A 14,709-nucleotide genomic window follows, 5' to 3' on the forward strand; every position below is an offset into this window, starting at 1 on the left:
GTCAGTGGATGCGGCGGCCGTGCTCGTCGGGCACCCCCGACTTGCGCAGGAAGTAGGTGTTGACCTGGTCGCGCCACTCCTCGGCGCACCGCACCTGCTCGTCGAGCCGCTCCTTGACCCGCGTGTACAGCGCCGCGTCCACCGAGCCCGCCACCTTCTCCCAGGCCAGCCGCATCCCGGCCGCCTCCTCCGCCCCCGCGAAGTGGGTGTCGTAGATGTGCTGCACGACCGTGGTGCCGCTCTGCAGGACGTGCTCGTACGGCACGTGGTGGAAGAACAGCAGCAATTCGTCGGGGCACTCGGCGAGCGACTCGTACACCTCCGACCACGGCGCCGGGTACTGGCCGGTGTAGCCGGTGCCGGTGGCGCGGGTGCGGTCGACGCCGACGCCGTCACGGTCGGCGAAGTGGTAGGTGCCCCACGGCGTGTACTCGTATCCGTCCACGTCGGGGCCGTAGTGGTGGCCGGGGCGGACCATGAAGCCGACGCCGAGCGGCGCGGTGTAGCGCTCGTAGGTCTCCCAGGAGCCGTCCATCATCTCGTGCAGCGTGCCGCGCACCGCGTCGGGCGCGCCGGGGAAGGTCAGGCCGATCCACTCGTCCAGGATCGCCGCCGGGCCGAGCTCCGGCGCCCAGGCGAGCCGGCCGAACGCGTACAGGTTGGCCTGGGCCAGCGGGTGACCCGTCCAGTACGGGTCGTCGCCCACGTTCGACACCGCCACCAGGCCACCCCCGGCGGCCACCTCGGCGACCGTGCGCTCGCCCGGCCCCCAGAAGCGGAACCCGAGCACCTCGCTCCACATCGGGCCGAGGTAGCACACGTGCCGCTGCTGGCCGGTGTACTCCTGCGTCACCTGCAGCTCCACCGCGAGCCTGGTGGCCGGCATGGCCGCGATCACGGGGGAGATCGGCTCGCGCGTCTGGAAGTCCATGGGGCCGTACTTGACCTGGAGGATCGCGTTGTCCCTGAACTGACCGTCGAGCGGGGCGAAATGGTCGTGGGCGGCGCGGGCGCGGTCGGTGGAGCGGTCGCGCCAGTCCTGGCGGTGGTCGTAGACGAAGGCGCGCCAGTGCACGACGCCGCCGTGCGGGGCCAGGGCGTCGGCCAGCATGTTCGCGCCGTCGGCGTGGCTGCGCCCGTACGCGAACGGCCCGGGCTGGCCCTCCGAGTCGGCCTTGACCACGTACCCGCCGAAGTCGGGGATCGTCTCGTAGACCCGCGCGGTCGTGCCCGCCCACCACTCACGCACACCCTCGTCCAGGGGGTCGGCGGTGTCCAGGCCGCCGAGCACGATGGGGGAGGCGAAGTTCACCGACAGGTGCACGCGGATGCCGTACGGGCGCAGCTCCGCCGCGATGGCGGCGACTTCGCCGAGCCGGTCGGTCAGCAGGTGGGCCTCGGTGGCGTGCACGTTCACGTTGTTGATCGCGACCGCGTTCACGCCGGTCGCGGCGAGCAGCCGGCCGTACGCGCGTAGCCGTGTGAGGTCCTCGGTCAGCAGGCCGTCGCGCCAGAAGATCGAGCCGCCGGAGTAGCCGCGCTCGACCTGGCCCATCACCGGGTGCACGTCGATGTTGTCCCAGTGGTCCAGCATGCGCCGCCGCAACGCCGGCCGGTGCACCTGCGCCGCCGCCCCACTGACCGCCGCCCCACTGACCGCCGCCTCCCTGACCGCCGCCTCCCCGACCGCCGTCTCTCCGGACGCGGTCTCTCCGGACGGGGCCTCCCCGAACGCCGCCTCGCCGAGCCGCACCACCTCGAACCAGCCGTACAACAGGCCCGCGGGATCGTCGGCGAGCACCACCGTGACCCCGTCACGGCGGCCCAGCAGGAAACCCTCGGCGCCGATCTCCGGCCCCAGCAACGCCTGCGCGGCGGCGGGCAACGGGCCGGACGAGGACAGCGCGAGCACGAGGTCGGCCGCCTCGCCGGGCGCGACCACGGCCCCGCCGTGCCGTTCACCCGCCGCGGCCACCTCGGCCCGCACGGTGGCGACCGGTCCCGCGTCGCCGGGGTCGCCGGCCAGCACCAGCACGCGGCGCGAGCCGACGGCGCGGAACGCCTCGGGAGGCAGCCAGGCCGGATGCACGTCGGGCACATGGGGAACGATCAACGGGGGCTCCTTAGAGTCGGCGAGCGGGCGGGGACACGGCCCGTTCACCCGCGGCTTCACCCGCGGCGGCGGATGCGCGCGCACGCAGCGGTTTCGCCCCGAATCTACCGGTTCCCACCGAGCCGCCCCGCACCGCCTCACGTGCTCGCGCCGAATCACCGCCGAGGGCCATCGGTGGTCAGAGCAGCCGGTCGCGGGCGTAGCCGGCGGCCTCCGTGCGGTTGCGCACGCCGATCTTGGCGAAGGCGTTGTTGATGTGCGTCTTCACGGTCGTCCCCGCGATGAACAGCCGGGCCGCGATCTCGGCGTTGCTCAGCCCCCTCGCGATCAGCCGCAGCACCTCCACCTCCCGCACCGTCAGCCCGTCAGGGCAGTCGGTCACCGGCTCGGCGGCACCCCGGGACAGCACCTCGACCAGCCGCCTCGCCGCCGCCGGCGAGAACGTCGACTGACCCGCGGCGGCCGAGCGCAGCGCCGCCGCCAGCTCGGCCCGCCCCGCGTCCTTGGTCAGGTAGCCGCGCGCGCCCGCCAGCAGCGCCGCGTCCACGGACCGGTCGTCGTCGTACGTGGTCAGCACCACGACCGCCACCCCGGGATACTCGCGGGCGATCCGCCGGGTCGCCTCGACGCCGTCCATGACCGGCATCCGCAGGTCCATCAGCACCACGTCCGGCCGCAGCTGCGCCACCAGCCGCAGCGCCTCCTCGCCCTGACCGGCGTCGCCCACGACCTCGACGCCGTCCACCAGGTCCAGCAGTGCCACCAGCCCTTCGCGCATCACCTGCTGGTCGTCCACCACCAGCACCCTCACTCCGGCACCTCCGCCCGTACCTCCCATGCCTCGCCGACCGGCCCGGCGCTCAGGGTGCCGCCCGCCAGCGCCACCCGCTCCCGCATCCCGGCCAGCCCGTACGTGGGCCGCTCCGCCGGGTGTTCGCGGGCGGGTGGGAGCGCGTTGCGGACCGTCAGGCGGACGGAGTGCTCGCCGTACGACAGGCCGAGCGTGACCGGCTGGTCCGGGGCGTGCTTGGCGGCGTTGGTGAGGGCCTCGCGGGCCGTGCGCAGGAGGCAGACCTCGGCCGCCGGGGTGAGGGGCCGCCGGGTGCCGGTCGTGCCCAGCTCGGCCCGTACGGAATGGTCCCTGCGGTGCTCGGTCACCAGCAGGCCGAGCGCGTCAGGCAGCGGCGGCACGTCCTCGCGCAGCGCCGCCACCGCCGCCCGCGCCTCCACCAGCCCCTCCCTGGCCAGGCCGCGCGAGCGGCGGATGCGGGCCACCGCGCCCGCCACGTCGCCCCGCTCGGTCAGCAGCGCCTCGGCCACGTCGAGCTGCACCCCCAGTGCCCCCAGGGAATGCGCGAGCACGTCGTGCAGCTCCCTGGCGATGCGGGCGCGCTCGTCCAGCGCCATGGCGCGGGCCCGGTCCTGGAGGGCGCGGCGGTACTGGCGGCGGTGCAGCGCGAACAGCACCGTGCAGACCATCACCGCGCCCTGCACGACGATCGAGGTCCTGGGCCGGTCGAACCAGAGCAGGCTGCCCGCCATCAGCCCCACGTCGGCCGCGGTGACCAGGCAGATGGCCGCCATGCCGGGCGTGGAGTGCGCCGAGTACAGCAGCAACATCGCGAACAGGAACACCGTGGGCGCCGCCGACTCCGACCCCGTCACGGTGGCGGCCACGGCGGACCCGAGCGCGAGCAGCGGCGTGGCGGGTGCGGGGAAGCGGCCGTCGAGCAGGACGAAGGCCAGCCAGCAGGCCATCGAGACGCCCAGCGCCGACCAGACGGGCACCGCCCACCGATCCGGCGCGGCGACGACCAGCGACCAGGCGAGCACCACCGTCAGCAGCGCCCTGGTCAGCCGCCCGGTCTCCGGGTCGTCGGCGGCCAGCAGCCGCTTGACCCGCCCCCACACCTCGCGCATGGGCTAGCGGGAGTCCCGCAGGCTGAGAATCATGTCCACCAAGATAAGGCGGAACGCGACGAACCCGATGACCACGATCACGGCCACCACGGCGACCGCGATCAAGAACTTCCCGTTCACTTTGCCCCCGTTGGCGTCCAGCAGCCGTTGCAGCAGTTCAAGCCGTTTGTCCATGCCGCAGACGCTAGGCAGGGGGGCGGGTGGAGCGGCACGTCGGAAAGGTGGAGACGAGGGTGGAGCCGGCGCACCGTCCGGTGCGCCGGACCGCGCCTACTTGCCGTTGCCGCGCGCGGGGCCGCTGCCGCGGACCCTGCCCGGCGGCTCGCGGGTCTGCCCCGGCGGGACGCCGGCGGCGCTCGGGGCGACGGCCGGGGTGGGGGTCCGGCCGGGCCGGGCCACCTTGGTGCGCTCACCGGCCGAGGGCGGCACGGCCGGGGCGAGCTTGCCCGCCTCACGGACACCGGCCGACGGCGGCACCGAGCCCCTCTCCTGCACCCGGCTGGGGCTGGGGCTGGGGCTGGGGCTGGGGCGCGGGGTGGCGGGCGAAGAGGTCGCGTAAGGGCGCGCGGAGGCGGTGGGCGGGCCAGAGGTGGTGGGCGGTGCCGGGGCGGCGGCCGAGCGTGGGCTGGTCGCGGCGACCGGGCGCCCGGTGCGGGGCTCCCCGGCCGGCTCCGTGGCCTGCTCCGCGCCCACCTCGGGGGCGGGCAAGGGGTCGAACGCGCGGGAGCCGCCGGGCAGGGCGATCAGGACGGCGGCGAGCACCAGGTGGACGACGCCCAGCAGCAGGGTGGAGACCCGCAGCACCAGCCCCCGGCGTCGGCGCCGCGTCTCGTCGGCGTGGTCGTTCAGCATTCGCGGCACGTTCCTGCCGATGCCATGCGGGGGTGTCCTTCGGGGCGGGTGGGGCGGGCGGGTCTCTTGATCTAGGCATGGATGGACTTGAGGGTCAAGTCCATCCTACGAAGATCACGGTCTGGCTCCGGCCCAGCGAGCGTGCTCAAATCGTTCCAAACCGCTCGGAGCGGCTGCGCTATGATCACAGCGGACAACCCGCTCGCGCCGCTCACGGGACTCGAGGAACGATGTCGAGCATGAAAGAGGTCGCCCGGCTCGCCGGGGTCTCCGTCGGCACCGTGAGCAACGTGCTCAACCGGCCGGAGATGGTCGCGCCCGACACCCTGCGACGGGTGCGGGAGGCGATCGAGCGTCTCGGCTACGTGCGCAACGGCTCCGCCCGCCAGTTGCGGGCGGGGCGGAGCCGCACCATCGGGGTGGTCGCGCTGGACTTCGGCAACCCGTTCTTCATCGACGTCCTGCGCGGCGTCGAGACCGCCGCCCAGCAGGCGGACGTCACCGTGATGGTGTTCAACAGCAACAAGGACGCCGGCCGCGAGGCGGGGCTGCTGGAGACGTTCGAGGAGCAGCGGCCCATGGGGGTGCTGATCACGCCGGTGAACGACCGCGGCGAGGAGGAGCGGCTCAGCAGGCTCGTCGCGCGCGGCATCCCCGTGGTGCGCTTCGACAGCTCGGCCAGCCACAGCGGCGGCTGCGCGGTCGCGGTGGACGACGTGCTCGGGGGCCGGCTGGCCGGCCTGCACTTACGCGAGCGGGGGCACAGCCGCATCGCCTTCGCCGGCGGCCCGTTCACGGTCCGGCAGGTACGCGAGCGCCGCGACGGCCTGGCCGGGGTGCTCGGCCCCGACGACACGCTGACCGTGATCCCGCTGCCCGACCTCACCGTCGCCACCGGCCGCACCGCCGGCGAGCGGATCGCGGACCTGCCGCCCGGCGAGCGGCCCACGGCGGTCTTCTGCGCCAACGACCTGGTGGCGATCGGGGTGCTGCAGGAGATGACGCTGCGCGGGCTGCGGGTGCCCGCCGACCTGGCCATCATCGGCTACGACGACATCGACTTCGCCGCGGCGGCCGCGGTGCCGCTGTCGTCGATCAGGCAGCCGCGCGAGCAGCTCGGCCGCACCGCCGCCACGCTCCTGCTGGAGGAGGCCAACCGGGGCGACGAGCACGAGCACCGCCAGGTGATCTTCCAGCCCGACCTGGTGGCCCGCACCTCCACGACGGCGCGCGTCCGGGTGAATTAGTTTTTCCCGGTTATTCGTTCATCGCCCCCGGGAATAATTCGGTCGGCAATTCGCCGACACCTCGAAGGAGAAGCATGATTGCGCTCCTTGTCATCGACGCGCAGCAGGAATACTCCCGTTCCGGGTCACTGCCCGTCGAGAGATTCGAGCAGGCGATCGGCAACATCAGACGCCTGCTGGAAACCGCGCGATCGAGTGACGTCGCCACGGTGGTGCACGTCCGCCACATCAGCAAAGTGCCCGGGGATCAGAGTTTCGACGCGGGCAGCCCGGGGATCGACTTCGTCGACGACGTCCGGCCGCTGCCGGACGAATTAGTGCTCACCAAGCACTACATCGGCTCGTTCTCCAATCCCGATCTGGACCGGTTCCTGCGCGCCCAGCAGGTCGACCAGGTGGTGATCTGTGGATTCACCTCGTTCATCTGCTGCGACACGACCGCCCGTGAGGCGGTGCAGCTCGGTTACAAAGTCTTTTACGTGGACGACGCGATCAGCGAATTCAGCCTCGGCAATATCAGCGCCCAGGACCTGCATCGCACCGTCGCCGCCGTGCAGGGCGCGGTGTTCTCGACGGTGACCACCACCGAGGACGCCGTCGCCCTGCTCGCCGGGAAGGCGTGACCTCCTACGGCGGCCGGGGAGACCTCGCTGTCCCCCCGGCCGCCGCCGGTCTCAGACGGGGATCACCCGGATCGACGGGTGCCCCTCGGTGTTGAGGTAGAGCCGCTCCTTCTTGTGCTCCTGCTCCAGCTCGACGACCAGCCGGTAGCGGTAGGTCCCCGGCCTGAGGCTGGGCAGCACGGTGCCGGCCCAGTAGTAGTAGACGGGCGTCAGGTCGTCGCGCATGCGGTCGGGCGCGCCGTAGATCTTCAGCTCGACGCAGACCTTCTTCTCCGCGACGTCCTCCTCGTCACCCGACTCGACGTCCAGGAAGACGATGTTGTTGATCTTCGGCATGGGCGGCCAGGTGCCGTCGCGCCGCCGCTCCATGTCGATGGGCCGGATGATCCAGTTGAGCACCTGGCCCGGCTTGCAGACCGTCTCCAGCCGCGCGGTGCCCTGACCGGAGCCGCCCACGCTGTTGTCCACCATGTACATGGCGCCGGCCAGCGACTTGTGCTCGGTGGCCTTCTCCATGTCCACGAGCGTGACGATGTTGAGCTGGACGGAGTTGAGCTGCCCGGGGTTCTGCTTCTCGACCTTGCCCGAACTCGCCCTGGTGGCTGGCATGACCATCGGCGTTGCCTCCTTCAGCCCACCAGCGTGGGCGACAGCGTGGTGACGATCGGCTCGGTGCGCGTCCCGACCAGGAACTTGATCCGGTACGGAACCACGTCGATGTCGTCCTTCTTGACGGTCCCGATCCAGTACGCGACGTCGGTGCCGGGGTACACCTTGCGCTCCGGCTCGATCACGGCCCTGTCGACCTCGATGGCGGCGATCCCGACGAACGCCTCGCACTCCAGCGCCAGGCAGTTCCACAGCACCCGGTCACCGGCGCGCACCCGGGTCCGCAGCTCCTCGGTGCCGAAGCCGGTGGAGCCGCCGGCCTTGTTGGTGTCGTAGAGGTACAGGTGGCCGCGCACGCTGCCGGCCGCCAACGCGCCGACCGCGTCCAGGACGGCGGTGATCGAGATCGGCGCCCTGCTGTTGTCCCGCGTCTTCGCTCTGGGTGGCACGGTTCCTCCTCCGGGGGATGGGGTTCAGGCGGGCGGGATGGGCAGCAGGCCCAGGCCCGACTTGGTGAAGGCGTTGCGCTTGGGCTCGGAGACGATCCTGAGCTTGGACTCGCAGGTCAGGTCCACCGGCTCCCACGTCCAGTCACCGCCCTGCAGCAGCAGCCGGTGGAGCTGGACGGCCATCGTGTACGCGTAGGTGCCCGGCCGCGTCGAGTCCACCGTGGCCGACCAGTACCAGCCGTCGGTCACCATGTCGGGGGAGCCGTACTCGGCCGGATACATGATCTTCTTGTCGACCGCCTCGCCGTAGATGTCGGTGATCACGGGAGGCGGGTAGGTGTGCGCCGCCGCGCCGTCGTAGGAGATGACGTTGCCCGTCACGTCCAGGATCTTCTGCGTGGCGGGCCCGCGCGTGCGCCGGGTGCTCCTGACGCGGGTGCCGAGCGTCTGCTGAAGGTGACTGAGCTGCGCCGCGGCGTCGCCCCCCTGATTCGCGGGCTTGTGCACCATGGCTTCCAGCTCGCTCAACGCCTCCCGGTCGGTCTGCCGCGCCCGCTCGGCCTCGTAGCCGCGCGGCACGGTCGGCGGGATCGAGCCCAGGCTGTACGGCAGCCAGTTCAGCACCTGCTCCGTCGCCTGCGAGCCGTCGCGCCAGTAGGAGCCGTGGATCGCGGTCACCAGCTCGCCGGTGCCCTGGCCCTCGGAGCCGTGCAGCTTCATGTTGTCGAACAGGTAAGCGTTCCCCTCCAGCGTCTTCATCTCCAGGGCGTTGGCGACGTCCACGAGCAGGATGATCGCGAGTTGCTGGGGCATGGGCCTTCCTTCCCTAGATCCGCATCAGCGAGGGCGTCTCGACGTGCAGCACGCTGTAGGGGCCTTCGTACATCTGGAACTCCAGCCGGTAGCGGTAGGCCACCCCCGGCACCATGTAGTAGGGCACCATCCCGGCCCAGATCTCGAGGTCCAGCTTCTCGCTCTCCACGGTGGGCGCGCCGGTCACGGCGGCGGGCCCCGGCGGGAAGGCGCCCGGTCCGTGACCCGTCGCCGCCGCGTACGCGGGCTGGGCAGGCGAGGGCGCCGGCATGCCCGGGTGGGCGCCCGCGACCGGCGCCGCCCAGCCGGCCTGCGGAGCCGGGTAGGCGGGCTGTCCCGGCGGCTGCAGCCGGAGGAACTCGATGTTCCTGATCTCGACCGGCGTCTGCAGGTCCACCGCCAGCGCGGTCCACTGGACGACCTGGCCCGGCTGGACGATCGTGCACAGCTCAGGCGTCCCCTGGGCCCTGCTCGCGAACGAGCCGTCGTCGATCAGGACCAGGTTCCCGTTGAGCAGCGAGCGGTCGGACAGCGCCCCGATGACGTCCACCAGGGCGATGATGCTCACCTGCGGTTTCACGGCCACTTCCGATCTCCCTTCTTGGTGTCAGCCCCGGTCGCGGACCAGCGGCACCTTGCCGACGCTCGTCCGCTCGATCTCGGGGGACGAACGCGGCACGAACCGGAGGTGGAACCGGTAGCCGGTCTTCTCGATCGAGGCGGGGTTGGCCTCCCCCTGGTTGAACAGCGACAACGAGCGGGGCAGCGCGTTGAGGAAGACGTGGTGCACGCCGTACGGGGCCAGCGCGGCCTCGGTCGCGTACGTCAGCGCCGCGACGTCGTCCACGGCGGCCAGCAGGGTGATCGTCCGTTCCTCGCGCTGGTTGACGAACTGCACCTCGTGCGCCACCTCGTCCAGGTCCACCGGCGTGATGCGCCGCAGGTCCTCGCGCACCGCCTGGTAGGCGCGCGCGGCCGAGTACTGGCTGTCGGCCAGGTGCAGCACCTCCCCGGTCCGCCCGGCGAACTCGAAGCGCTCGGCGCGCGGCCCCGGCCCGTCCAGCCGGGGGCGGCGGATCATCCGGTCCCCGAGCTTGAGCCGCAGCAGCGGCGCCTCGTGCGCGTGCAGCCGGGTGACGACCAGCTCGCCCTCCTCGTTCTCGCCGACCCAGCGGCCCTGCTCGTCCACGATCTCGACGAGGTGCAGGCCCGGCACCGCCGTCAGGCACGGCGAGGACTCCTCCAGTTGCAGGCCGACGGTCTCGGCCTGGGTGGCGGCGAAGTAGCTGAGGATGGTCAGGTTGGGGTAGAGCGCCTTCAGCTCGGCCCGCTTGCGGTGCGCCAGCACGCCGCTGCCGTACAGCGCGACCCGGAAACTCTCCCTGGCCTCGGCCTTCAGCCCCTGCCCCAGGTCGCTCAGGATCGCGATGCCGGCGCTGATCCCCATGAGCGCCTTCGGCCCCGGATAGGAGAACATGTGCTCCAGCACCCCGGCGGTGACCGGCCCGGCGCCGATGTAGTTCACGCCGGGCACGTGCTGCAGCACGCCGCCGACCATGGTGCCGCTGCTCCACATCTGATAGTCGGCCAGCGTGGTGTACAGCCAGCGCGGGCCGTCGCCCGTGAGGTGCCGGTCGAGCTGGTAGGTGCCGAGGAAGCGCCCGGCCACCCGGTAGGTGTCGTGCAGCTCGCGCAGCGCGTACACGATCTCCAGCGGGGCGCCGCCGCTGGTGCCGCCGCTCGCCACGACCTCGAACCCGCCGTGGTCGAGCGGCACCACCAGCCCGGGCCGCCCCTCCATGTACAGGTCGCGCTGCACGTCCTTGTCGGCGAGCGGGACGGCCTGCCAGTCCTCGAACGTCATCGGCCCGCCCCCGTCGGGACCCCAGGCGAGCAGCCGCTCGCGCCAGGCCGGGTTGAGCCGCACGGTGTTGACGAGCTGGCGCAGGCGGCGCAGCACCAGCGCATCCTGCGTCTCGTGCGGCAGCTCGCTGTACGGCGTGCGCAGGGCCCGCTCGAACTCCCGCATCTTGCCCGCGAAGGACGGCAGCCCGCGCACCGCCTCCACGGAGGCCGGCGCCAGCTCCTCCTCGGGGATCAGCTCGGCCGCCAGCGTGCGCGGGTCCGGCGTGCTCATCGGCGTCCTCCCACCCGTTGCTGGTCGTCCTGCCGGCCGGACAGCTCCCGCCCGGCCGCCCTGATCTCGGCGAGCAGCATCCGGAAGTGCTCCTCGGTGATGAGGTGGTTCATCATCACGACGCGCAGCGCCGCGACGCCGCCCACGTCCACCTTCGAGATGAAGAACGTGCCCTGGCTCTTGATGCGGTCCCTGATCGCCACCTGGAGGCGGTGCACGTCCGCGTCACGGACCCAGCCGGGGCGGTAGCGGAAGCACAGGATGTTCGACTCGGGGGTGTGCGTGGTCTCGAAGTCGGGCTCGGCCAGCAGGATGCGGTGCACGTCCCTGGTCAGCCGGCACAGGTACTCGATCTTGTGGGCGAACAGGGCCCGGCCGTACATGGCCCACAGGACCCACAACGGCATGATCATCGGGCGTTTGGTGCACTCGATGGTCTTCCCGCCGCTGTCCAGCGCGGTGTAGACGTCCGGGTCCTCGTCGAAGACGTAGCTGGCGCGCTGCCGGAAGGCGCGGCGGCTCTTGTCCTTCTCCCGGTAGAACAGCAGCGTGCACGGCGCCGGGGTGAACATCATCTTGTGCGCGTCCCAGGTCAGCGAGTCGGCCAGCTCGATGCCCCGCAGCCGGTGGCGGAGCTGATCCGACACCAGCAGGCTGGCGCCGTGCGCGCCGTCCACGTGCAGCCAGATGTCGCGCTCCCTGGCGACCGCGGCGAGCCGGTCGATCGGGTCGAACGCGCCGACCGACGTGGTGCCGGCCGAGGCCACGAGGCAGAACACGCGCAGGCCGCGCCGCTCCGCCGCGTCCAGCGTGGGGCGGACCTGGTCCATGTCGATCTGCTGCTCGCCGTTCAGCGGGAGCCGGACGATCTGGGCCTCGCCGACGCCCATCACGCCCGCCGTGCGGGAGACGCTGTAGTGCACGTCGTCCCCGACCGCGATGGCGGGCCTGGCCTGGCCCAGGTACGCCGCCCCGCCCTCGGACCAGAAGCCGGGGAACCTGTCGTTCCTGGCGGCCAGGATCGCGGTCAGGTTCGCCAGCGAGCCGCCGGACGTGGTGACCATGGTGAAGCTGTCCTGGGGCCAGCCGATGAAGCGGTTGAGCTCGTCGGCCATGATCTTCTCCACCACGTTGGGGAGCTGGCCGGCCTCGTAGAACGAGGACGGCTGGTTCACCACGGAGCTGACGAAGTCGATGACGCCGGCGAGCGGGACGGTGCTGGAGAACTGCCGGCCCATGTAGCCGGGGGAGTGCACCTGGATGCCGGTCCTGACGTACAGGTCGATGATGGCCGCGAGCCGGTCCTCGTCGTAGCCCGCGACGTGCTCGCGTTCCGTCGTCATCAGGGCCCTGGCCGCCCGCGACAGCGCGGCGGGCTCGGTCAGTGACAGCCCTTTGACGGACAGGTCGGAGAGGTGTTTCTCGAGCTTGGCCACCGTCGTCTCGGAGCTCTCGCGGAACAGCCGGACGTCGAACGGTTTGAGCCAATGTGTCAACGCAGCCTCCGTTGGAATGTGCAGCTTGATTGCGCGCACGGCGGCCGAACCTCCGAAAAGGATTTCAAGGTGCCTTGCGATTAATGGCCGGCCGGTTCCGGGCGTGCGCGCCCATGACCGTTCCCGCATGGAAAAGGGTCCTCCAATTCCCCCGGGCGGAGGTCCGGGTGATACAGCAGAGAAGTGCCGTACATCCTTACCGTGACCCGGCCGATGGAGGGGAGGAAGGCCGGCGATGCAAACAAGCCGGATCAAAACATGGATCCGGGGGCAACGCAATAGCGCGGTTCACCTGAATGGGCATTATGGTCGGCGCCCGTGAAAATTGTTTTCGGCGGCCGTGGTTTCCCGATGACGGAAGTGCCGAATAAAAAGCGGGCCGGAGCGGTCCGAAAAGAACCGGGCCGCTCCGGCCGGGGAAATCGGTCAGGCGCCGTGCCCGTGGTGCCCCGGGACGTCCAGGGTCGGATTGCGGTCGAAGAAACCGACGGGCTTCAGCGTGAAACCGGTGCGGTCCACCGGCATGACGGGCCAGTCCTCCGGCCGGGGCAGGTGGGTGAGCCCGAAGACGTGCCAGACGACGAGCGAGCGGCCGTCGAGGTCGCGGTCGGCGGCGGCGAAGGCGGGCAGGCCCGCACCGCCCGGGTGCTGGTTGACCAGGAAACCGGCCGGGTAACGCTCGTCCGGGTCGTAGGCGGTGACCCACAGGTGCCTGGTCGCGAACGCGGCCCGCGCCGCGATGGAGGACCCGGGATCGGCCAGCAGCACCGGCTTGCCCTCGGGCAGCAGCGCGTAGGCGACCGGCCGGCCCATCGCGTTGTGCGAGGCCGGGTTGGTGATGTGCCAGGCGCGCTGGACGGAGGTGTCGGCCAGGCGCTGGGCCTGGCTCTCCCTCAGCAGCGGGGTGCGCCGGTAGGTGAAGGCGTTGCCGCGCTCGTTGCCCGGCCCCATCGGCAGCCTGGCCAGCTCGACCTCCTCCACCCGGTTGACCGGCCCGTCCACCGCCATGTCCAGGCGGGCGCAGAACAGGTGCTGGTGGTAGGGCGCGGCCAGCCCAGGCGCGACCTCCGTCGCGTACGCGGACTCGCCCTGCGGGTGGGCGGAGGTGAACAGCACGCCGGTCGCCTTGGCCTCGAACGCGATGGCGCCGTCGAGGTAGAGGTACCAGTAGAAGCCGTAGTCGTAGTTGCCGACCGTGGCGAAGAACGACAGCACCAGGCGGCGCTGGCGGCGCACCTCCGCGGAGCCGGTCCACAGGTCCGTGTGCTTCCACAGGATGCCGTGGTCCTCCTCGTGCAGGCAGATCGCGTTCGGCAGGGTCCGCGCGGCGCCGTGCTCGTCGGCGATGACGGCGTCGAGGTAGGTGATCTCGCCGACGCAGTCGCAGCCCCGTTCGAGGGCGTTGGCGTACTGGCCGAGGAGGTACTCGCCGACGTCGAAGTAGTTCTGCCAGGAACGGATCGGGGAGGGGTCGGCGTAGGGCACCACCATCTCGGCGATCGAGGCCCGGTGCACGATCGGGCGCTCGCGGCCCGCGTCCCTGTCGTGGAAGGCGACCTGGTGCAGGACGAGCCCCTCGCGCACGTCGAAGCCGATCCGCAGCGACCAGTTCTCCCAGCGCAGCAGGTTGCCGTCGAGGGTGAAGCTGGGCCCCTCCGGCTGGGTGAGCTCGATGGGCCGCTGCGTGGTGCGCGCGGGCCCCGTGACGGCGGCGTCGTCGAAGTTGCCCGAGACCGACGGGATCGGCACCGGGCCCGAGTCGATCACCTGGTCCACCGTGCGGTTCAGCACGTCCACGTAGGCGACGAGGCCGTCCACGGGGTGCGCCCAGGCGTGGTCCTTCTCGTGCTCCTGCACGAAGGCGAGCCCGCGCAGGATGCGGCGGCCCGCCTCGCCCGGATACTCCTCGGCGTACACGCCGGCGGACAGCGGGGCCACCCTGACCTTGGCGACGTCCAGCCCCCGGCTCTTGAGCGCGGCCAGCCACCGCTCGTCGGTGGCCAGCACCTCCTCCACGACGCCGAACTCCGCGTCCAGCACGGGCGGCTGGCCGTCGACCGCGGGATCCAGCGTGCGGTCGCTCTCGACGGTCCCCCGGGTGAGCGAGACGACCACGTCGCGGGGCGCCGCCCCCGCGGTGTCGAGCAGCAGGACCCGGACCTTGCGTTCGAGCCGGACGCCGGGCGAGTAGGTGAGCAGCGCGTCCTTGGGCGGCTCCGCCAGCCCGGTGTAGGCGAACCTGGTCGTGTCCTTCACCAGCCCGGCGGCGGCCAGCACGGCCCTGGTGGCCGCGATCTCGCCTGGCGTCAGCGGGTCGAGCGGGTGCGGCGTGGCGGTCATGGCTTTCTCCCTCTGCGGAGGAACGTCGCCGTCAGCGAACACCACCACGACAGTGATTTCCAGGGCCGGGAAGTTCCGCAACCGATTGTCTTCCCCGCGGTCCGGTGTCA

14 protein-coding genes are annotated in these 14,709 nt (G+C 71.7%); 2 read left to right on the forward strand and 12 right to left on the reverse strand.

Annotated features, from left to right (window positions below):
* Window position 1 precedes the first annotated feature (1 nt).
* From LCN96_RS14205 to LCN96_RS14225, 5 genes are all read right to left on the reverse strand, one after another.
* Window positions 2-2,113: an alpha-glucuronidase gene (locus tag LCN96_RS14205; protein ID WP_225273081.1), complete on the reverse strand. Its 2,112-nt coding sequence runs from the start codon at window positions 2,111-2,113 to the stop codon at window positions 2-4.
* A 178-nt stretch (window positions 2,114-2,291) separates the two neighbouring features.
* A complete protein-coding gene (locus LCN96_RS14210; protein ID WP_318528351.1) occupies window positions 2,292-2,924 on the reverse strand; it encodes a response regulator in 633 nt (210 codons plus the stop codon).
* Window positions 2,921-4,033, reverse strand: coding sequence for a sensor histidine kinase (locus LCN96_RS14215; protein ID WP_225273083.1), 1,113 nt, complete (start codon window positions 4,031-4,033; stop codon window positions 2,921-2,923). The genes LCN96_RS14210 and LCN96_RS14215 overlap by 4 nt, the downstream gene beginning before the upstream one ends.
* A 3-nt stretch (window positions 4,034-4,036) precedes the next feature.
* On the reverse strand, window positions 4,037-4,207 hold the full coding sequence (locus tag LCN96_RS14220; RefSeq protein WP_225273084.1) for a hypothetical protein: 171 nt from the start codon (window positions 4,205-4,207) through the stop codon (window positions 4,037-4,039).
* Between the two features lie 96 nt (window positions 4,208-4,303).
* Window positions 4,304-4,885: a hypothetical protein gene (locus LCN96_RS14225; protein WP_225273085.1), complete on the reverse strand. Its 582-nt coding sequence runs from the start codon at window positions 4,883-4,885 to the stop codon at window positions 4,304-4,306.
* Window positions 4,886-5,124: 239 nt separating this feature from the next.
* Here LCN96_RS14225 and LCN96_RS14230 point away from each other — a divergent pair, with 239 nt between their 5' ends.
* Entirely contained in the window at window positions 5,125-6,132 is a 1,008-nt protein-coding gene (locus LCN96_RS14230) for a LacI family DNA-binding transcriptional regulator (RefSeq protein WP_225273086.1), read from the forward strand.
* Window positions 6,133-6,206: 74 nt separating this feature from the next.
* Window positions 6,207-6,755, forward strand: coding sequence for an isochorismatase family protein (locus tag LCN96_RS14235; RefSeq protein ID WP_225273087.1), 549 nt, complete (start codon window positions 6,207-6,209; stop codon window positions 6,753-6,755).
* A gap of 51 nt (window positions 6,756-6,806) precedes the next feature.
* On the opposite strand, the gene LCN96_RS14240 is transcribed toward LCN96_RS14235, so the two are convergent.
* The 7 genes from LCN96_RS14240 to LCN96_RS14270 form a co-directional block, all read right to left on the reverse strand.
* The gene (locus tag LCN96_RS14240) at window positions 6,807-7,370 is read right to left on the reverse strand and encodes a hypothetical protein (RefSeq protein WP_225273088.1); all 564 of its coding nucleotides are present in this window, start codon (window positions 7,368-7,370) and stop codon (window positions 6,807-6,809) included.
* Window positions 7,371-7,384: 14 nt separating this feature from the next.
* On the reverse strand, window positions 7,385-7,813 hold the full coding sequence (locus LCN96_RS14245) for a hypothetical protein (RefSeq protein ID WP_225273089.1): 429 nt from the start codon (window positions 7,811-7,813) through the stop codon (window positions 7,385-7,387).
* Window positions 7,814-7,837: 24 nt separating this feature from the next.
* Window positions 7,838-8,626 carry a hypothetical protein gene (locus LCN96_RS14250; RefSeq protein WP_225273090.1) on the reverse strand — a complete coding sequence of 263 codons (789 nt, stop codon included), beginning with the start codon at window positions 8,624-8,626 and terminating at the stop codon, window positions 7,838-7,840.
* A gap of 13 nt (window positions 8,627-8,639) precedes the next feature.
* Complete coding sequence (locus tag LCN96_RS14255) at window positions 8,640-9,212, reverse strand: hypothetical protein (RefSeq protein WP_225273091.1); 573 nt, start codon at window positions 9,210-9,212, stop codon at window positions 8,640-8,642.
* Between the two features lie 21 nt (window positions 9,213-9,233).
* Window positions 9,234-10,763, reverse strand: a complete 1,530-nt coding sequence (locus LCN96_RS14260) for a phenylacetate--CoA ligase family protein (protein ID WP_225273092.1) — start codon at window positions 10,761-10,763, stop codon at window positions 9,234-9,236.
* Window positions 10,760-12,259, reverse strand: coding sequence for a pyridoxal phosphate-dependent decarboxylase family protein (locus tag LCN96_RS14265; protein WP_225273093.1), 1,500 nt, complete (start codon window positions 12,257-12,259; stop codon window positions 10,760-10,762). Before LCN96_RS14265 ends, LCN96_RS14260 begins: the two co-directional genes overlap by 4 nt.
* Window positions 12,260-12,685: 426 nt before the next feature.
* Window positions 12,686-14,599 (reverse strand): primary-amine oxidase, encoded by a 1,914-nt coding sequence (locus LCN96_RS14270; RefSeq protein ID WP_225273094.1) that lies wholly within the window; start codon window positions 14,597-14,599, stop codon window positions 12,686-12,688.
* Window positions 14,600-14,709: the final 110 nt, after the last annotated feature.

The sequence above is a fragment of the Nonomuraea gerenzanensis genome (genome assembly GCF_020215645.1).
Taxonomy (GTDB): Bacteria; Actinomycetota; Actinomycetes; order Streptosporangiales; family Streptosporangiaceae; genus Nonomuraea; species Nonomuraea gerenzanensis.

Coding starts and splice junctions, on each gene's coding strand:
- LCN96_RS14220 (WP_225273084.1), bottom strand. CDS start 4,207: ATGGACAAACGGCTTGAACTGCTGCAACGGCTGCTGGACGCCAACGGG.
- LCN96_RS14270 (WP_225273094.1), bottom strand. CDS start 14,599: ATGACCGCCACGCCGCACCCGCTCGACCCGCTGACGCCAGGCGAGATC.
- LCN96_RS14260 (WP_225273092.1), bottom strand. CDS start 10,763: ATGAGCACGCCGGACCCGCGCACGCTGGCGGCCGAGCTGATCCCCGAG.
- LCN96_RS14215 (WP_225273083.1), bottom strand. CDS start 4,033: ATGCGCGAGGTGTGGGGGCGGGTCAAGCGGCTGCTGGCCGCCGACGAC.
- LCN96_RS14225 (WP_225273085.1), bottom strand. CDS start 4,885: ATGCTGAACGACCACGCCGACGAGACGCGGCGCCGACGCCGGGGGCTG.
- LCN96_RS14235 (WP_225273087.1), top strand. CDS start 6,207: ATGATTGCGCTCCTTGTCATCGACGCGCAGCAGGAATACTCCCGTTCC.
- LCN96_RS14230 (WP_225273086.1), top strand. CDS start 5,125: ATGAAAGAGGTCGCCCGGCTCGCCGGGGTCTCCGTCGGCACCGTGAGC.
- LCN96_RS14250 (WP_225273090.1), bottom strand. CDS start 8,626: ATGCCCCAGCAACTCGCGATCATCCTGCTCGTGGACGTCGCCAACGCC.
- LCN96_RS14240 (WP_225273088.1), bottom strand. CDS start 7,370: ATGGTCATGCCAGCCACCAGGGCGAGTTCGGGCAAGGTCGAGAAGCAG.